Here is a 20340-nt window from a genome sequence, read left to right as displayed (position 1 = left end):
ATAAATTGAAGCAGAGCATTATTTCTTTTGTGTAATTCCTATCCCTAAAAAATAACATTTATGCCCTCAACCAACCAACTACTGGCAAGCATAGAAATCAAGCTGGGTGCGCTTACCCTTACGCGCATCAGCAGTGTTTCTATCAATCAACCCTTCGAAAACCACCACAGCTTTGAAGTGAGCTTCACCCTCGATATGCATCCCGATAAGCCCGAGAAAGTGGATTTGAAGGACTTGTCGGATAAGATAGTGGGCGAGGCAGTAACGATCACGCTAAAACAGGGAGATAAGGATAACAAGGAAGTACAGTCGCGGATATTCAAGGGCATCGCCACTTCTCTGCGCCTGAGTAGAGGTAGTACTACGGCCAACACCCTGGTGGTGTCGGGCGTAAGCCCAACGGCTTTGCTAAGTACTGGCCGTACCACGCGCTCATTTACGGACAAGACATTGGAACAAATTATAACCAAAGTACTCTCCCCCTTAGGTGGCTTAGCCAAAAAAGTATCGCCTACTACGAGCAGCCCTATCCGCTACGTCACGCAATACGAAGAAGACAACTTCCATTTTTTGCAGCGCTTGGCTGAGGATTACGGTGAGTGGATGTACTACGATGGTGTTCAATTGGTTTTTGGTAAAAATGGCCGTGAGTCCAACCCCGAAGTAAAGCTTATCCAAGGCGAAAATTTCTTTGATATGCAGTACAGCGTACGGGCTACCCCCCTCAATCTCAAAGGAGTCTATTATGACTATTACAACGACCAAACCTACGAAGCACCTTCTTCTGGGGTCTCAGTGAATGGATTGGGCACATTGGCCGAATTGGGAAGAAAAAAGTCGGAGAGTGTTTTCAACGATGAGCTTATTGAAATAGGTTATCAAAACTACCGAGAAAATAATCCTCTCATGCAGGCTATTAAGCTCAAAAAAAGCGAGCAAACCAACAAACTTGCCGTATTGACGGGGCGCACCTCTGAGATGCAGATTCCTCTCGGCGGAAAAATAAAAGTAGAAGATACTTTTACCAACAAAAGCAACAAAAAAGAAACAACGGACTACGGGACGTTTGTAGTCACACGCCTCAGTCATTACTTAGATTCGCGCGGGGTATATCAGTGCAGTTTAGAAGCAGTACCCCAAGATACCGACTTTGCCCCAGTTGACTACCGAATCGTACAAACCAACGCCGAGCCACAGCCTGCGGTGGTCATGAAGGTAGATGACAAAGACAACATGGGCCGAGTGAAGGTACAGTTTCCGTGGCAAAAAGCAGACAACGAAATGACGCCGTGGTTGCGGGTAGTCAACCCCATGGCGAGCAAGGACAAAGGAGTTTATTTTATTCCTGAAATTGGGGAAGTCGTGTTTGTAGATTTTGAATTTGGCAACCCTGACGTTCCTTTTGTCACGGGCAGTATGTACCACGGACAAAACCGCCCAGGTGAGCTATTCAATAAAGACAACAACATCAAGGGCATTATCACCAAAGGGGGTAACCACATCATCATTGATGATACCGATGGGAAAGAAAAAATTAGGATATATAACAAAGAAAGCAAAAACGAAATAGAGTTGTCGCTCGATGGTGGGTCGAGTATCAAAGCCAAAAGCAACGGAACCATCTTTTTGGAAGCGGCCAAGGGGATTCAATTGAAAGCCCCCAAAATCAAAATGGAAGCCTCGGACGAGTGGGATGTAAAGGCAGGAAAGACCCAAATCGCCAACGACCAAGGCATGCAAGTAAGTACTGGTACCGACATGAAGATTTCGGCCAGTACAGCGGTGGAAGTAAGTGGTCAAACGGGTGTAAAAGTGGAAGGTATGACCGTTGATATCAATGCTCAGACCCAAGCTACGGTAAAGGCAAATGCACAACTCGCACTTGATGGCGGCGGAATGGCCACCCTCAAAGGAGCAATGGTAATGATCAACTAACATGACCAACTACTACCCAATACCTCCCTCTTTTGGTGCCCTGATGAAACGGCAGGGCGATGAACGAAACTTTGTCGAAGAGATTCGGCAGTTCTCCAATTACAAGGAGCTATTGCGCAGACATACCGCCCGCGACGTTGAGAAATACGCTATGGTGAAGAAGTTGATGCTTGAACGTCGGATTTTAGAGTTTGAAGAAGTAACACGTCAAATAGACTTTGAGGATTTTTTGGAATACATGCTTCAAGGTACGGTGATAGATATGCTGCCAGTGGAGAAATCTATTATTCAAAACATCATGCTGTATCTTTCTACCAAGCCAGGAGATTATGCATTTGACGCCAGTTTTGGCTGTATAGTTCATAATTTCGATTTCCGACAAATCACCGAAACCCCAAGCCGAGACCAACTTCGGAAGTCAATTTTAGAGTATTTACAGCGGTATGAAAAGAGAATTAGGGTGAGCAATGTAGGGGTTGAGGTCAATGATGTACAAGAGACCCTTGAAGGAGAAAGCCCGCGACTATGTCGCTACATCATCGTGACGATTTCGAGTACGTTGGTACGCACCAACGAGCCACTCAAAGATATGAAATTTAGATTGGTAAGGTATTCATAAATGTACAACGACGCACGCCGATACAAAACCCGAGAATACATCCGAAACGAAATGATTCGGGAGATAACCCGTTTGTGGGATTATGAAGAGGATGGAGTAGCACTTGAGAGTTTTGATCCCTTGATTGCGATGTTGCTTGGGGCGTTTGCAACTGGCCTGGAGAATGTGCACCATGAAATAGACAACGCCCGTACTCGCATCGTAAAACAATTGGCGGGTGTGCTTGTACCAGATGTATTGACTGGGGCGCAGCCTGCTCATGCAGTGATGAGGGCTACAATCGTAGATTCACAGTATGAAGTCACACCAGACAACGCATTTAGTGCTACGGTTCAGGGAAAGGAGTGTTTTTTTTCGTCGGTGGGCCAATATATGCTGCATAAGACCAAGATTGCTACGGTCATCGTACAGAGTAGGATCAAGGATATGAGTGGGCCAACCCCCAAAGAAAACTTTATGAATGAAATGCTTCCCCCCAACGAAATATGGATAGGATTGAAGCTAAAAAAAGACGATAATGACACAGAAGAACTTACGGAATTTGAGGGTTTGAGTTTGTTTTTTGATTGGCGCAACGACCCTGGCCGCTATACGCATCTCAATCGTCTAAGAGACTTGAGGGTATTTAGTGAGCAAGACGAGCTGCAAGTTACTACAGGTTTGGTGAATCGTAGGCCATTTGACTTTGAGTCAACAAGTGTTAATTCACAAACAACTTTAGAAAATACTATTCAGCACTATTACAAAAATCACTTTATAAGTATCAACAGTCGTAGCCGTCGTACCTATCGAGATATTAAGTTAGAGAAACGAAAATATCCTCAGGAGATTGCCAAAATGGTAAGCCCAGAAGAGCTTGTTAAGTTTTTTATACATGATTTATTTTGGCTTAAACTTCGATTTTCAGGGGGCTTATCGCCAGAGGTACTAAGCAGATTGCAAATAGAAACCAATGCTTTTCCTGTCGTAAATCGGCGTGTGTTTACCCCGTCAGCGTTTGAACTAAGACCCATTTTAAATGTTTTTCCCGTCAAGGTAGAAGAAGGCGATTACTTTTTAGGGATGCTAAAAGTAGAAACGCAAACAGGCATTGAGTTCAATAATGTACAACAGTTCACAAGAACGAGTCCAAATCAATATTTATTAAGAAAAGGTGGGATAACCAGATTCGATGAGCGGGATGCGGTTGAGATGATATCTTACGTAACCGACTTGTTACGAGATGAAAGTGCGATGTTTATGGCTTTGGGTAAGAGCGAACTGGAGAGCGATATTGAGGAGATTCGGAAAAGACTGGAACGCATCACGAAAGACCTCAGAAAAGACTTGATTCCACCTTGGTATATACACTTAAAAACAAACGAAAAATCAGGCCGAGTTCATATGCGTTTTTGGACAACGAAAGCAGAAGCTGCCAATGGAATTGCTTGGGGGACTAAATTGAACCGAGATCGAAGCAACCTTGCTTTTACGGACGAACTTGCGTTATTGACAACTACCACAGGCGGGCAAAACCCCATACAAGACGATGAATACCTTCCAAAGTTTCGAAAAGTAATATTGACACGAGGGAGAATAGTTACGGTGGAAGATTACAAAGCGGTATGCTGGGCAGAGCTCGGTGATAAAATCCAAAAGGTTGAAATAAAAAAAGGTTTTATGGTAGGGCCAGGGCAATACGATGGTGTCCAGCAGACGCTTGATATTTGCCTTTGGCCTAATCAGAATAAAGGGATAGCTATTGAGCAGTGGGAGGAGTACAAATACCAATTATTGAAGAGTATTGAGATACAAAGTTCATTTTTTTTACCGATAAGAATCATCATTAATCACTTGTAATATGAGAGTTATACTTTGTTTCTTTATGTTGATAACAATAGGAGGCTGTGATTGGTCTATTCCTGAGAATAAGTCAGTTTTTGCGATAACCCAAAGTTGGAGCTTCTCTGGAAATTCAAGCACCACTGTCTCCAAAACAGTTTCTGACAATGCAAATAACATCTATATACTTGGCAATTTTACAGGAGTACTAAGTCAGTCATCTCGAACTTCTAGGGGAGGGCAAGATATTTATTTGGTCAAATTTAACGCCGATCAAGTGGTACAATGGGTGGCAAATATCGGTAGTAGCTCTGACGATAGTGGTAATGGAATAGCTATTGACCCAAGTGGAAATATTCTTATTACTGGCGCTATCAGGGCCAGCGCCTCTTTTTTTAATGGTAATGGAGTTATAGGACGAACTATTAATTCACAGGGTGGAAAAGATGCATTTATAGCAAAGTATTCAACCAATGGAGATTTGCTGTGGGCAACAAACGTGGGTGGAACTGGTGATGATGAAGGATACGGTATTGCGACAGACAAGAACTCTAATGTTTACTTTACAGGTTCGTTTTTTGATTTGCAAATTAATTTTTACGATGCACAAACAGCGGGTAAAAGTACTCCACTTAGCCCCCGTGGTAAGACCGTCGCAAATACCGATATTGTAACAGCTAAATTCACGTCGAATGGAGAGCTACGGTGGGCTAAAGAAGCCAATAGCCCCACTAGTTCTACAGGTAGTGACGTGGGTTTAGACATAGTCACAGATAACGATGGTGCTGTGTATATAACAGGGCTCTCTTGGGGAAGAAGAGCGCCAGGTACAAGTGAAGGCTCTAATGATATTTTCGTAATTAAATATAGTACTGATGGTGCTCCAATTTGGGATAAGGGCTATGGTAGTATATGGGATGACCTAGGTACAAGCCTCATTATGGTCGATGGAGCAGTATATGTGACTGGTTATTTTGGGCAAAATGCAAATGCAGGGCAAGCTAATATTTCTGCGTTGAATTTAACTTCTACGGGAAAAGAGGATGCTTTTGTTTTAAAACTGAATGCGCAAGAAGGAAATATAATCTGGGCTCAGGCTTTGGGAGGGTCAGATACTGATGTAGGGACTGACTTAACAGTAGATAACAATGGAAACGTCTTTGCCATTGGGTATTTTAAAAGTAATGTATTATCAAGTCCTAAAGGCAATGGTAAAATAAATCTTCAAAACAAAGGTGGTAATGATATTTTCATTTGTATGCTTGGGAGTGATGGTTCAGTTCTAAACCTCGATCAAATAAGCTCAAGTAGCGACGAAGAGGGGAGAGGAATAATGATGTATCGTGGTAATGAGGTTGTAGGTGTAGGAACTTTTCGGACGTCTTTAATGGTCGGAAACAAACAAGTTGTTAACAAGGGTAATGTGGATGTGCTTCTTTTTAAATATCAATAATTTTTCCTCAACTGCTATGAACAAAAAATATAAATCTCTCATGCTCTGTATGGTTGTTGGCCTGTTTTGGTTCCCTTGTGAACTATTGAGTCAAGAAACTATGAAACCAACAAATGTAAAAATTGTCAACGATCAGATAGTTATCACATATCAAGTACGTTCGGTAGATGAATGTTTAACAGTTACTTCCATAGAAGTAGTTGTATTGGCAACAAATGAAAAAATAAAACCCAAATCCATTAAAGGGGAATTGAAGGAGGTTAAAACTGGTTTCCACCAAATTTTATGGGATTATAAAGCCGATAATTTTTTTGTTGATGGACAAATTGATTTCAATTTATTTATAAAAAGTTGTAAAAAAGAGACAATTGGAAAAAATGGAAATAGAAAACCTATTGACCCTAATCTGGAACCTCACCCGATTGGTTTAAAATTGGGTGTTGGTGCATTAGGCTTGGCATCTGGTGGGACCGCTTTTATCATTCGTAAAAACTTTGATAAACAACTGACACAGTTGAATGAATTAAATACCTCTTTACCTCAGATTAATGGTAAGTTATTGAGTCAATCTGATAAGGAGTTATGGGATAATGCTTATAACCGTGTTCAGTCTTCTCAAAAATCTGGTATATTTTATGGGTTAACAGGTATTGCAATATTATCGGCTGGATATGAAGCCTATTTGCTTTTGACGAAACGAAAAGTTGATAAAAAAATAACTATATTACCTACTCAAACGGGATTTGCACTTCGTTTACGAATTTAAAGACAATTATGTTGACGATTGAAGAAATAAATAACATTCTGCCCAATCTACCTACCAAGCGCCTGAGATTTGAGGTGATTGCAGAAGAGTTATTTATGAATGGGGTTGAAGCACAAAAATTAGTAATAGCACCTCAAAAGAGTTCTTCTCGTTTTTTTGATCGTGATGTTACTGGAATTGAAGAGTTAGATCCTTTTCATCGCGGAAAATGGTGGAAACTCAACACACCCAACAGTGGATTTTACGACTATCTACCCGAGCGTCTTTTTAATAAGCCAGTCTCACGTGCACGCAATGAGGCTCAATGGGAAGAAATAAAAGCAGAAGAGACTCAACAAGAAGCCGATGCAAGACAATTATTATGGCCTTTTGACAATGCACTCAGTCATCAAAAAGTCAAAGCTGCTCAATTTGAAAACCATACTTTGTTTGGCACAGATAAGCAGTTTTTACATGAAATACTGATAATATTTTGGCCACAGATTGAAGCGTTGAGGTTGAGTGAAAACCAGAAAGTTCGTTTTTTTCAACTGACGATTATGGCACATAAAATATCTTCAAATATCACATGGATGCAAGAGGCGTTTAGTTTTATGCTTGAGGATAAAGTACAAATTGAGTTAAATAATTCAATGTTTGATTTAGCTGTAGATGATGAATTTGCATGCCTTGGCGATAGTTTTTTAGGAGTTAATACAGTATTGGTGCCCAAACGACTATCTAAAAAAGGCAAATTAATTTTTAAAATCAGCCAAATTGAAGATGAAACAACAACTTTGAAAGGTCTATCTTATGAGCGAATGAATAAATACTTTCCTCACCAACAAGGTGAAAAATTATTTAAGACGTTGTGTGACTTATTGGTTCCCGTGGAGTTTGAAGTAGAAATGCAACTTATTAGAGGACCTGAAAGTAAAGGCTTTAAGTTGGGCCAAGAGGCAGTTCTTGGATTTACAACTAATTTATAAATATAAATAAAAATATCAAATGGAATTTCTCAATAATAATATTCTTATCCTTGTTATTTATTCAATTTTGACCTTTGTGTTCATAGGAGTGACATGGTATTTAAAGAAGGCCGAAATATCTACTGTAAGATTATTTTTGGGAATTATGGGGAATACCCTTTTGTTTGGAGGATTAGGTCTTGTTTTGTCCAAAAACACATCACTTCCTTTGATTTTTTGGATAATAACATTAGCAGCTTTTTTAGAAGGTTTAGTCCTCGTTTGGAAAGGGCAACAAGTATTTCAGTGGTATCACAAAGAGGATGGATTTGTTGAATCAGCTACTACATTGATTTGGATTTTTGTCGGTTCATTGAGTTTTATAACTGTATTTGGTGTTATTTCATCTAATCCTAATCAGTTTGCTACAAACTCTACTGCTGGGATAATATCTATGTTGATTCCAATTATATTAAATAAAAGTTATCAATATGCACTATCTATACCGCGTTTAAAGTATCGTAGATGGTACTATAATCCTACCGCTTTTTTGCCCGTTTTAGAGCCTATTAATGTTATTAAAATCAATATACAGTTTACGAAAATACCAAATGAGTCAGTCCCTAATTTCGAAGGGTATTGGGTCGAACTACCAAGTGATATTCTTCTTGGAACATTATTTCACTATTTTATTTATTCTCATAACAATAGACACCGAGATTATAAGCGAAATCCGATTCCTTATACTCAAGGTGATTTACCGATTGGTTGGGTTTTGTATAAAAAAAATACGGCTGGCCAATCTGTCTATTTAGACATGGAGCTCTCGCTAAAGCAAAACAAAATAATTGAGAGTGATACGATTTATGCCCAGGGTTTTACAGATTAATTCAATTTGACAGAAATACAACTTTTGATATTTTTTACAGTATGGTACTTCCTGAGATAAGATATCGTTTTGTAAATTGGCGAGATGGGATGAAAATTACCCAGAAGCATTTTGCTGAACATGACAACGCTATGAGAGATATTGTCCGTGATTCTACGGCTTTATCGCTGAATAATTATAATTATGGTTTAGTCGCTGCCGAAGACGGTATAAGTTCAAGTTTATCACCACCTAATTTGACGGGAGATGTAATTGAAATAACATCTTGTAGAGGGGTAACTCCAGGAGGTGTTCGCTTTGATTGGAAGGCTTCCAAAGAACAACCCGCCTTACAATTATCATTGCTTGATTACAAAAGTAAAGTGGGAATGGCAGGTCTTTTTTATGTAGTGATTAAAGCAAATCCATTCTCTATTTCAGAAGTAGGAGACTATGATGTTGAAGAGAATAATGGTAGGAGACCTTTTGTCGCTACTACTCTTTCTCTTGACTTACTTTCCATTCATGATATGTTATCAGATGTATATAGTTTTCCTGTTTGTAGAATTCGATTTGAGAGTCAGCGTTTTTCAATAGATCACGAATACTTACCGCCATGTACCGACATTCACGGAGAAGGCTTACTTTGGTACTATGAGAGTTGTGGTACCTTGATGAACAATATTCAACAAACAGCGACTCAAATTGTACGCAAAATTGGAGGTATGGAGAAGAGAAGTTCAATAGCTGTTGATTTACATAGAGTATTAGAAAAGCAAATTATCTTTTTTGCTGAGTCATTAGATTATTACCGCATTATAGTTAGAAGTCTTCCACCTGTTTATATGGCAGAATACTTTATGAGGATGGCAAGATGTTTTCGAGTTGCCTTAGATTGTCTTCCTGAACTGAGTTCAGCAGCATTATTTAATTACTTTCAAAATACAATAGCAGGAACGACCAATGTATTTAAAACTTCTGTTCCTTCAGCTTCTAAATCATATATTGATGCGTTGATTGATAATGTTTTAGTAAATGAGTATAATCACAATGATAGTACTCTGTTGTTTGACAATATTGTCCGCTTGCTGGACTTCCAAGAGTTTTTTTATCAAAAACTCTTGACACTAAACTATGCTGGCAACCAAGGAGGTTTTGATATTTACATAAAATAGAATAAAATATGAGTAAGCCTGCTGCAAGAGTTGGAGACATGCACACATGTCCTATGGTAACACCTGGATTACCCCCCGTTCCTCATGTTGGAGGGCCAATTGCAGGGCCTGGTGTACCAAATGTTTTAATCGGTGGTATGCCAGCAGCCCATGTGGGAGATATGTGTGTATGCGTAGGGCCTCCCGATGTCGCCGTGATGGGTTCTGCTACCGTATTGATAGGTGGTACTCCTGCCGTACGAATGGGTGACATGACTGCTCATGGTGGAATAATAGCGCTTGGATTACCAACAGTACTTATTGGTGGATAAATAGAAAAGTTAAGCAAATGATAAAATCAAATTTTTTTTGGACACTTGTATCCACCTGTATTGTGATACTTTTTGTTTTCTTTTATTGGGCAGGGTATCGTTCAGCAACCAAGGTAGCAATCAAAAAAGAAGCAATTGTCTCTGAGGCCGAAGAACTACAGTTTGTCAAAGATGTTCAAAGATTAGATACATTGTTACTACAACTCAGAAAAGCCGTTTACAGTAAGGATAAAAGTACTATCGTGAAGATAAATATTGAATGGAAAAATCATATTGTCTTTTTTAGGCAAAATCACCGTCAAAACGCAGTTTTGTCTTCTGTTGGAGAGATAGTTATTAAAAACTATGAACAAAGAATCTCCAACTTTAAAGTAAATTTAAAAGAGAAACTTGATACAGCAGATGAAGCGGTAAATATTCAAGAAGCTATCAAATTAGGAGAGGCTAAAAGGGAAGAACTGAAAACAGAAAATCAAATGTTGAAACAAGTTATTTTAACCTTATAAAAATATGAAAGCTGAAAATATACAGATAAGGCAAGAAAAAATTCGTCAATTTGCTATTACTCTTGGGATGTTTGTGATAATAACGGGCATAGTATTTTATTGGGGTTTAGTAAGAATTCCTAACATTTACCGCCAATCTCAATTGTTGTCAACAGTACAAATAGAGAGTTTTAGAATACAATTACTCCAAGTCGATACACTTGCTCAACAGATACAGTATAATGTTTATGTGAAAGAAAAATCAATGATGGATTTTTATGAGTGGATTAATAAAATCAAAGGAATGTACCCCAAGCCTATTCATCATTCTATTTTAAATGGATATTTGAGCCGTGTACAAGAAATAGAAATGACAAGGCAAAAAGACACATTGATAGAAAAGTTGGAAATAGACTATCAAAGATTACAAAATGAAATTAAGGCTATCCAAGCTCAAAATGAATCATTGAGGCAGGAGCTTGCACAAAAAAAGGGTCAAAAACAATCTTAAAAGTTGTCTAAATACCGTTTGATAAATATTAGTACAGTTTTATTATAGATTTTCAATTAAACAATTGACAAATAATTAGATTTGAGCCACAAAGTTTCAACTGTATGTGGCTAAATATCATTCGTTTTTTGGGATTAATAAAAATACTCATCATTGGGTTTAATATCTTTTGTGTTAAGCCTGCCTGTGCTAATGATTCTGTTAAAATCTATCAATTAACAAAAAAACTTCAATTTAAGACTATTGATCAAATTAGGGCTATTCCACAAGAGCGCTGGGAGTTAGTAAAAACCCCTGAGTTTGGAAGGGGAAGCGGGTATGGTTGGGTGAAAATTGAAGTTAATTCTAATGCTAACTCAAAATTTTTTCTTGAAATTCAAAATCATTTTATTGACAGTGTGGCTATTTGGGCTCAAGAAAATGTCAAGACTATTTATCATATCAACACTGACTACAAACATCTACCCTCAACCTCTTCTCCTATTCAACATCGCTATTATCTTTTTCAAATTCCTAATGCCCATAGTACTATCATATATGTGCGGGGGTTTAATCTTAAAGGAGATGCTATAAAACTTCCTATTAAAGTATGGGGGCTAGATAATTTTCTATTCTACTATTCTTTTTCAAGTTGGAGTTGGTTTCTTTTCTTGGGAATAATGATAGTCATTATAATTATCAGCCTCGTTAATTTCCTGTTCTTTCCATCCAAAATTTTCTTGTACTATTCTGGATATATATTTTGTATGACTGCTTATGCTTTCATTAATGACGGCTGGGCAACGTATATTCCTCAACCCTTCAGCAGGCTTGATGACCATAATCTTTTAATTCATTGCCTCAATGGTGGTATTGTTTTGTTTTTGTTATTTAGTAGAGAATTTTTAGAAATACAATCGAGAAATAAAACAATTTGGCAAGGAAAGTTACTACCAGTTCTATTGGGTTGTCTGATGGTATTGGTACTGACTATCTCTACTCTATGCTTTCATTATCAAGTTCAATTTTTTAATATTTTATCAACTATTAGACTTCTCATACTAGTTAGCTATTTTGGTATTTGGGCATACTATGTTTTTGATGCCATTAGTAGAGACTTTAAACCTGTTTGGATTTATTTGATTGCTGTTCTGTTCTTAGTGTTCTTTGTACTCTTCGTTAAGAGTGGCATGATTAATAGCAATATTTCTGATATGATATTTTTTCGTATAGGTATGACATTAGATGCTTTTTTGCTTATTGTCGGGTGGATTTATAAAAATAGTCTTATTACAAAGGAGGGACAACAACTTGAAATTATAAAGCTAAAAAATGAAAAAATAGCCAAAATAGATAATGAAAAAACACTACAGATGGGTCAAGCACTTCAAAGACAAAGAGAGCGATTGGCAAGAGATCTTCATGATGGAATAGGTACAAATTTGACTCATATTGCTGGTCAATTAGATATTTTAGCAATAAAGGGAGGTGAAGTTGTTTCATTAAACAAGTTAAGTGATTTTGTAAGAGACACCAATAGGCAGCTTCGTGAAACATTATGGATTTTAAATCAAAATGAGGTTTCAGTAGAAGAATTTTGGCAAAGACTACTACTACATTTGAGTCGTATTTCGGAAGGTAGAGATATACCTCAATTAATTATGGATATGGATTGCAAACATATGCTCAATATTTCTCCTGTTATAGCCTCATCGTTATTTTATATTATACAGGAAAGTGTTACAAATGCTATAAAGCATGCTCATTCAAATAATATTTGGCTTAATTTTGAAGTTAATCAAAATATTATCTCCATTAATATAATCGATGATGGTGTAGGTATAAAAAATGGATATAATAGTTGCGGGTATGGATTGAGTAATATCCAAAACCGTGCAAAAGACATTAACGCTGATATTGTTATTGATTCTGATAATACAGGAACCTCTATACAAATCATTCTAAATCTATCTCAGCATTCTATGGAAAAATACGTCAATTGACGTATTGTTTCATAGAATACAATTCTTGATATTTGTTGTCAATATATTGTATCATCATATGTCTAAGACAACAGTTGTATTGACAGAAGATAACCCATTACTGGCACAGTCAATCAAAGAGAAATTGGCTTTAAGTGATGATTTAGAGTTGATTTTTCATGCATCCAATGGGAAAATATTACTTCAAAATCTTAAATCTATTGCTGTTCCAGATGTTATTTTAATGGATATTGAGATGGATGAGATGGATGGTATAACAGCTACCCGTGAAGTAAAGCGCCTTTATCCACATATTCGCATACTTATTCTAACGGTATTTGATGATGAACAGAAACTCTTTGAAGCAGTACAAGCAGGTGCATCTGGATATCTCCTAAAGGATGAAAAGCCAATACGTTTAATAAACGCCATAAGTGAATTGATGGAGGGTGGTGGGGCTTTATCGCCTCAAATGGCAGCTAAAGCACTCAATTTAATGAGACAACCTGCCTCCTTTAATAATAAACGAGAAATAGATAGTAGTCTCCTCACTATAAGAGAAAAAGAAGTTTTAGAGAATTTAAAAATTGGCAAAACTGTAAAACAAATAGCGGAAATATTATTTGTTTCTGAGAAAACCGTTAGAAAACATCTGGAACACATCTATCAAAAACTTCAAGTAAATAGCTCACGTGAAATACTGGCAAAATTTGAATAAAGTTTGTAACATATTACTTAAAGCCTTGTAAGCATCAATACCTACAAAAGTGTCAGTAAAGAGTTATATAGTTTATCTTTAGAAAGATAAATAATTTATGAATTTCATTGTTATTTTTTTCGGCTTTAATTTTGTATGTATTTTACTTATGATAAGCTTTAATTATCATAAGTAATGTGTATTTTTGTAAAAACCTAAAATCATGTCGCAGGAAGAACTAGAAAAGCTCATTTATGTCAAACATCCAAATAAGCAAATCCGACAGAATCAGATTGAGGCTTTGGAGAAAAGCCGAGCGGACCAATTTGATTTTTTGGTTTTGTTGTTCAATTTTGGAAATGCGTCGTATCGATACATGAGCCTCGCAAAAGGGGAAGAGACACTGGAGGATTTTGAGGATTGGCTTGAGGGGCTGCCCAACAATGCTAGACAAGTTTTTGAGAAGGAAGGATTTGAAGCGGCCAAAACTGCTTGGCCATTTCGGCGTCATGTGATGGAACGCCGTGACCTGGGCATGGATGAGTTCATTCAAAAATTGTTGCGTCCGAATGATTGGGAAAAATGGAATGATTCTAAAAAAAGTAGTGAAGATGGACAGTGAATCAGCTAAAATAGAGGTATATACAGCGCAACCAATTAGCAAAATACTTTCCCAAAAAGTAGCCGACTATGCCCGTAAAGGGCTAGACGGAGCAGCTAATACAAAACGAGCTTATCAAACTGATCTCAAGTATTACCGAAGTTGGTGTGCTGAAACTAACCAAGTTGAAATGCCCGCCACAGCCGCTACATTGGCAGCATATGTTTCTCATTTGGCCGATACGCACAAATGGGCGAGTATCAACCGAAAATTATCCGCTATTCGTAAACTGCACGAATTAAATAACCTTGATTTACCGACTAAAGACAGGGCTTTTCGTGCTGTTATGGAGGGCATCAAGCGAACGAATGGGGTGCGTCAGAAGCAAGCACCTGCGTTTAAGATGAAAGAACTCAAAAATATTTTACGCGGAATTGATACTACAACCAATGCAGGGTTACGTGATAAGTGCTTGATTTTGTTGGGATTTGCAGGGGCCTATCGACGCTCGGAGTTGGTAAGCCTAAATATCGAGGATGTACATTTTAGTGATGATGGCGCGATTATCTCTTTATCTAAAAGTAAAACCAATCAGTATGGGGAAGCAGAGGAAAAAGCTTTTTTCTTTAGCCCCGAAGCCGACTTTTGTCCCATCCGAACGTTAAAAAATTGGATAAGCCGTTTAGAAAACTCCACTGGCCCTTTGTTTGTGAGAGTGCGTAAAGGTGATAAAATCACGGACGAACGTTTGAACGATATGACTGTTTATGAGACAGTTAAGAAATATTTTGGGGAACGCTATTCTGCGCACTCGTTGAGAGCTTCTTTCATAACTATTGCCAAAATCAATGGCGCAGACGATTCGGAAATTATGCGACAATCCAAACACAAAACGAGTTTGATGATTCAACGGTACACCCGAATCGAAGACATCAAGGAACACAATGCTGCCACTAAATTAGGACTTTAAAAGCGCCTGAGAATTGAATATTCTGGCCACAAGATTAGATTGCCTTTTTTTATTTAAATCTCAGCGGTCTTGACTATTACACTTAATACTTTTAAACGCATTCTTAAAGTGGATAATAGCCTTTAAATTTATTCAATTATTGGCCATAATTGAATAAATATCTTATTTTTGGCCACTAATTATTTACATAATTGGCCAAAAGTGTATTTTTTGTGTAAATTTGGCTAATAATAAAAGAATTAACAAATGAAATTAATTGGTAGAATCAGAGAAATTCAAAAGTTAGATAAGCTTGTAGCTTCGAGCCAATCTGAGTTCTTGGCAGTTTATGGTAGGAGGAGAGTTGGGAAAACATTTTTGATTAGAAGCTACTTCAAAAATGAATTTGACTTTTATGCTACGGGACTTGCTAAAGGTAATACCAAACAGCAATTGACCAATTTCACCATTTTTCTCAATAATTATTTTTCAAATCATTATGAAGTTCCCTCTAACTGGTTGGAAGCATTTAACCTTTTAATCAAAGAGTTAGAAAAAAATAAGTCGGCAAAAAAAAGAGTGATATTCATTGATGAAATGCCTTGGATGGATACCAAAAAGTCGGATTTCATGATGGGGCTGGAATTTTTTTGGAATGCTTGGGCAAGTGCTCAAAACGACGTGTTGTTGATTGTCTGCGGTTCTGCGGCTTCGTGGATGCTCAATAATCTAATAAAAAATACGGGTGGATTGTACAATCGAGTAACGGAAAGAATCAAACTTGAACCCTTCGATTTACAAGAAACCAAGGCTTATTTTGCTCAAAAAAACATTGTTTTAGACCATTACCAAATCATTCAATTGTACATGGTCATGGGGGGAATTCCGTATTATTTGGATCAAGTTGAGGCAGGAAAAAGTGCTATGCAGAACATTGAAGACTTGTGCTTTAGAAATGATGGTAAATTAAGAACGGAGTTTAGTTACATATTTTCTTCTTTGTTCCGAAACGCCGAAAAGCACGAGTTGGTACTAAAAACAATTTTTGAAAAGGGGGGTGCTTTGACCAGGGATGAGTTGTTGAAATACACGAAAATGACCACAGGTGGAGCTATCACAAAGACACTCAATGAATTAGAAGAAAGTGGTTTTATTGCTAAATTGGGGAAATTTGGTAATAAAACGGCCAATTCGCTCTACTGTATATCCGATTTTTACACGTTGTTTTATTTTCGCTTTATCAGTTCAGCAGGCAAGTATGAACCCAATATTTGGTTGAATAAGATAGATAATCCATCCTTTAGAGCGTGGTCAGGTTTGGCGTTTGAGCAACTATGCTTTACCCATATTTCTCAAATAAAACGGGCCTTAAACATAGGTGGAGTGTTGAGCAATACGTATTCTTGGCACACCAAAGGCGACGCTGAAAAGAAAGGTAGTCAAATAGATTTAGTCATTGATAGAAGAGACCAAGTGATTAATTTGTTTGAGATAAAATTTTCAATCAATGAATTTGTGATTACCAAAGAGTATGATGCCAAACTACGACAAAAAATCGAGTCATTCAGGGAAGAAACGGCGACAAAAAAATCTATTTTCCTAACCATGCTCACTACGTTTGGCGTTAAACCGAATGAATACTCGACTTCAATTATTCAAAACGAATTGACAATGGAAGCCTTATTTCAATAGTGGACTAAGGAGCCTTAATGTCAATAATGCTGATTATTTAACATGACGAACGAACAACTCAAAAAATTAGAAAATGACCTCTGGGCTTCGGCCAACTCATTAAGAGCGTATGGCGGTATCAAAGCTGCCGACTACGCCGTACCCGTGTTAGGATTGATTTTTCTGCGTTTTTGCGAAAATAAATACAGTCAGTACGAAGCCGAAATACTGACAGAATTCGAGAGCACCCAAGGTACGCGCCTCGAACGCTCCGTAGAATCCATTGCTTTGTCAAAATGCGGGTTTTACCTGCCCGATTACGCCCGCTACCAATACTTGCTCGATTTGCCAGGCGACCAAAGCATGGCCAAAGCACTGCAAAAAGCCATGGAAGGCATTGAGGAACATCAGGATGAGAAGTTCAAAAACGTGCTACCCAAAGAGGCGTATTTTGAAATTGAGAAAAAGAAAGCGGATATCCTACCGCAGTTGCTCAAAACTTTTTCGGACATTCCACAGGATGCCTCAGGCGATGTGTTCGGTAAAATCTACGAATATTTCCTGGGTGAGTTTGCCATGAGCGAAGGCCAAAAAGGCGGCGAATTCTTCACGCCTACGTCGGTGGTGCGGTTTATTGTGGAAGTGATTGAACCCTTTGCGGGCAAAATTTACGACCCCGCTTGCGGCTCGGGTGGTATGTTTGTGCAAAGTGCCAAGTTTATTCAGGAAGCTAAACACGACCTCAACGACATCTACGTTTATGGCCAAGAGTATATGGGCGAAACCGCTCGGTTGGCCAAAATGAACTTGATGGTCAATAACATACGGGGTGAGATTACGGAAACCAACTCCTACGAAAACGACCCCTACCACAGCCTCGGCAAGTTTGACTTTGTGATGGCCAATCCACCGTTTAACGTAAAATCGGTGAAAGAAAGTACCGTCAAAAACGACCCGCGTTTTTATCAGTTTGGCTTACCCAAAAACAAAGGCAAAAACACCGACGACAGCATTACGGATGCCAATTACCTGTGGGTATCGTTGTTTGCGACCTCGCTCAACGACCGTGGACGCGCGGGCTTTGTGATGCCCAACTCGGCCTCCGACGCAGGCAATTCGGAGTACGACATTCGTAAACGTATCGTGGACAGCGGTATTGTGGACTGCATGGTATCTATGCCTTCCAACATGTTTTTTACGGTGACACTGCCTGCGACGCTCTGGTTTTTTGACAAACAAAAAGCCCACACCGAGCGCAAAGACACGATTTTGTTTTTGGATGCCCGCAACGTTTATACTCAAATAGACCGCGCCCACCGCGAATGGAAAGAGGAGCAAATTCAAAACCTTGCCGCCATCGTGCGCCTGTATCGGGGCGAAACCGACCGTTATCTCGCCTTCATCAGCCACTACGTCCAGCAGGCCATAGAAGCGCAAGCGGCCGTTCCCACGGCTTTTGAAGCGCTGCAAGAAAAACTGCAAACGGGTCTGACCAACCTCCAAAAATACGCCGCTGACAGCCAAGCCAAACGCACGGCCAAAGACGGTGGGCTGTTTGGAGAAACCAAAGGAGCCGTGGCTGATCTTATCCAAAAACTCACGGCCTTATCATTGCCCGTGGCTGCGCTACCCGATTGTTCGTTGAGCGAAGCCGAAGAAGCCGAAGGAAACGCTGCCCAATTGGCATTTGCCAAAACCCTGCGCGAGTACCTCACGGCCCTTAAAGCCACCGATGCCCTTCTGAAAACCCACAAAGACACCCTCAGCGAGCTATGGGCCGAAGCCGATAAAAGCCTGAAAATCAAAAATGATAAAACGTGGCCTGAATTAGAACTCAATAACCTCCCCAAAGCCATCGACGAGCTGTACCAACACTGGAAAACCGCCACCGATACCCTGACCTATTGGCACAGCAGCATGGATTGGCTACAAAGCCGTTTTCCCGAAGCCAAATACGTGGACATTGTAGGGCTTTGCAAAGCTGCCAACAAAACCGAATACGCCGAAGAACAGGATTATTCGCTGAATGCGGGGCGTTATGTGGGGGTGGAGATTGAAGGTGATGAAATTAGTGAAAACGATTTTAAATTGTCCATTAGTGAAAAACATGAAGCACTAATAAAGCTAAATATCATTTCAATGAAAATTGAGGAAAGTATTGACAAAAATTTAAAAGCTTTATATGAATAACTGGCCCCAAATTGAGCTACAAGAAGTTTGTCGAAATATTACAGTTGGTTATGTTGGAACAATGTCTGATGAATATGTAGACAATGGTGTTCTATTTCTGCGCTCTCAAAATATATTACCTTTTACCTTAAATTTAGATCCCACTCAGATTAAATTTATCTCAAAGGAGTTTGATAAAAAAATAAGTAAATCAAAGCTGTATTCGGGAGATATAGCTATTGTACGTACGGGTTATCCTGGGACAGCATGTGTTATACCTGAAGGAATTGAAGATGTCAACTGCGCCGATTTAGTTATTGTAAGACCTGACAATAAAAGGATAGATTCACACTACCTTTGCTATTTTATAAATTCGCCTGTTGGTAAAGGTGCAATATTTGGAAGTCTTGTAGGGGTAGCGCAACAACATTTTAACGTTGGTGTTGCAAAAAAGATGAAGCTTCATCTCCCCCCTCTCCCCACCCAACAAAAAATCGCCTCCATCCTCTCGGCCTATGACGAGTTGATTGAAAACAACAAGCAGCGTATCAAGCTGTTGGAAGAAATGGCCGAGGAGATTTACAAAGAGTGGTTTGTGCGCCTGCGCTTTCCCAATTATGAAAATACGGAGTTTGTGGATGGCTTGCCGAAGGGGTGGGAGAATGGGAAAGTAGAAGATTTTTTTAAGACTTCTTCCGGTGGAACCCCATCAAGACAAAAAGAGTCAGAATACTACGGTGGAGCAATAGATTGGATTAAAACAGGCGAATTGAAAGATACATTTATTCAGGAATCTGAAGAAAAAATTACCGAAATAGGCCTTAAAAATTCGTCTGCGAAGTTATTCCCACCAAATACGCTTCTAATGGCAATGTATGGTGTAAATATTGGACAATTAGGAATATCGGTTAAGGCTTCATCAGCTAATCAGGCAGTTTGTGTTTTTACTCCAATTCATCAAAATAGATACTCCCTGTTTTATTCTTTTTTCTTTTTCAAATCCATTCGCACTCAACTTTTCAATATGAGTATGGGTGCTGCTCAACAGAATTTAAGCCAAGAAATAATCAAAAGAATAAATTTTACACAACCAGCAGCAGATTTACTGAATTCATTTAATAAAATTCAAGAGCCTTTATTTGAAGAAATAAAACTTCTTCAGCAGAAAAACCAACTTCTCCAGCAAACCCGCGATTTGTTATTGCCGAGGCTCATCAGCGGCAAACTGAGTGTGGAGGGGTTGGCTGAGGCAAAGGAATATGTAATTGGGCAAAATGCGGACCCGTGGCCAATGGCAGCGGAAGCGGAGGGAGATTATCATCACTCATAGGGAGAAATTATGGGATTTCAATTATTGCGACAGTGTCACAACAATTAATCATATCACCCCTTTGGGGTTTT

At 38.8% G+C, this 20340-nt stretch carries 18 protein-coding genes; all 18 read left to right on the top strand.

What is annotated here, in order from left to right:
- Window positions 1-60 precede the first annotated feature (60 nt).
- The 18 genes from AC23N5_RS19590 (at window position 61) to AC23N5_RS19505 (ending at window position 20269) form a co-directional block, all read left to right on the top strand.
- Window positions 61-1935, top strand: coding sequence for a type VI secretion system Vgr family protein (locus AC23N5_RS19590; RefSeq protein WP_487756893.1), 1875 nt, complete (start codon window positions 61-63; stop codon window positions 1933-1935).
- A 1-nt stretch (window position 1936) separates the two neighbouring features.
- Window positions 1937-2554 carry a GPW/gp25 family protein gene (locus AC23N5_RS19585; protein ID WP_487756892.1) on the top strand — a complete coding sequence of 206 codons (618 nt, stop codon included), beginning with the start codon at window positions 1937-1939 and terminating at the stop codon, window positions 2552-2554.
- 51 nt (window positions 2555-2605) lie between these two features.
- Entirely contained in the window at window positions 2606-4393 is a 1788-nt protein-coding gene (locus tag AC23N5_RS19580; RefSeq protein ID WP_487756891.1) for a type VI secretion system baseplate subunit TssF, read from the top strand.
- A gap of 25 nt (window positions 4394-4418) precedes the next feature.
- Window positions 4419-5828: an SBBP repeat-containing protein gene (locus tag AC23N5_RS19575; protein ID WP_487756890.1), complete on the top strand. Its 1410-nt coding sequence runs from the start codon at window positions 4419-4421 to the stop codon at window positions 5826-5828.
- 16 nt (window positions 5829-5844) lie between these two features.
- Window positions 5845-6594, top strand: coding sequence for a hypothetical protein (locus AC23N5_RS19570; protein WP_487756889.1), 750 nt, complete (start codon window positions 5845-5847; stop codon window positions 6592-6594).
- Between the two features lie 8 nt (window positions 6595-6602).
- Window positions 6603-7562, top strand: coding sequence for a hypothetical protein (locus tag AC23N5_RS19565; RefSeq protein WP_487756888.1), 960 nt, complete (start codon window positions 6603-6605; stop codon window positions 7560-7562).
- 19 nt (window positions 7563-7581) lie between these two features.
- Complete coding sequence (locus tag AC23N5_RS19560) at window positions 7582-8430, top strand: TssN family type VI secretion system protein (RefSeq protein WP_487756887.1); 849 nt, start codon at window positions 7582-7584, stop codon at window positions 8428-8430.
- Window positions 8431-8519: 89 nt separating this feature from the next.
- Complete coding sequence (gene tssK / locus AC23N5_RS19555) at window positions 8520-9584, top strand: type VI secretion system baseplate subunit TssK (RefSeq protein WP_487756886.1); 1065 nt, start codon at window positions 8520-8522, stop codon at window positions 9582-9584.
- Between the two features lie 8 nt (window positions 9585-9592).
- Complete coding sequence (locus AC23N5_RS19550) at window positions 9593-9895, top strand: PAAR domain-containing protein (protein ID WP_487756885.1); 303 nt, start codon at window positions 9593-9595, stop codon at window positions 9893-9895.
- A gap of 17 nt (window positions 9896-9912) precedes the next feature.
- Complete coding sequence (locus AC23N5_RS19545; protein ID WP_487756884.1) at window positions 9913-10401, top strand: hypothetical protein; 489 nt, start codon at window positions 9913-9915, stop codon at window positions 10399-10401.
- 4 nt (window positions 10402-10405) lie between these two features.
- On the top strand, window positions 10406-10891 hold the full coding sequence (locus tag AC23N5_RS19540) for a hypothetical protein (protein WP_487756883.1): 486 nt from the start codon (window positions 10406-10408) through the stop codon (window positions 10889-10891).
- A 104-nt stretch (window positions 10892-10995) separates the two neighbouring features.
- Window positions 10996-12873: a sensor histidine kinase gene (locus tag AC23N5_RS19535; RefSeq protein WP_487756882.1), complete on the top strand. Its 1878-nt coding sequence runs from the start codon at window positions 10996-10998 to the stop codon at window positions 12871-12873.
- 58 nt (window positions 12874-12931) lie between these two features.
- Window positions 12932-13570 (top strand): response regulator, encoded by a 639-nt coding sequence (locus AC23N5_RS19530; protein WP_487756881.1) that lies wholly within the window; start codon window positions 12932-12934, stop codon window positions 13568-13570.
- 202 nt (window positions 13571-13772) lie between these two features.
- On the top strand, window positions 13773-14171 hold the full coding sequence (locus AC23N5_RS19525) for a hypothetical protein (RefSeq protein WP_487756880.1): 399 nt from the start codon (window positions 13773-13775) through the stop codon (window positions 14169-14171).
- A complete protein-coding gene (locus AC23N5_RS19520) occupies window positions 14119-15120 on the top strand; it encodes a tyrosine-type recombinase/integrase (protein WP_487756879.1) in 1002 nt (333 codons plus the stop codon). Before AC23N5_RS19525 ends, AC23N5_RS19520 begins: the two co-directional genes overlap by 53 nt.
- Before the next feature lie 246 nt (window positions 15121-15366).
- Complete coding sequence (locus tag AC23N5_RS19515) at window positions 15367-16791, top strand: AAA family ATPase (RefSeq protein ID WP_487756878.1); 1425 nt, start codon at window positions 15367-15369, stop codon at window positions 16789-16791.
- Between the two features lie 42 nt (window positions 16792-16833).
- Window positions 16834-18960, top strand: a complete 2127-nt coding sequence (locus AC23N5_RS19510; RefSeq protein WP_487756877.1) for a type I restriction-modification system subunit M — start codon at window positions 16834-16836, stop codon at window positions 18958-18960.
- Window positions 18953-20269, top strand: coding sequence for a restriction endonuclease subunit S (locus AC23N5_RS19505; RefSeq protein WP_487756876.1), 1317 nt, complete (start codon window positions 18953-18955; stop codon window positions 20267-20269). The genes AC23N5_RS19510 and AC23N5_RS19505 overlap by 8 nt, the downstream gene beginning before the upstream one ends.
- Window positions 20270-20340: the final 71 nt, after the last annotated feature.

Source organism: Runella sp. R5_40 (assembly GCF_057652295.1).
The sequence above is the reverse complement of the archived record's forward strand: the minus strand, read 5'-3'. Positions and strand labels throughout refer to the sequence as shown.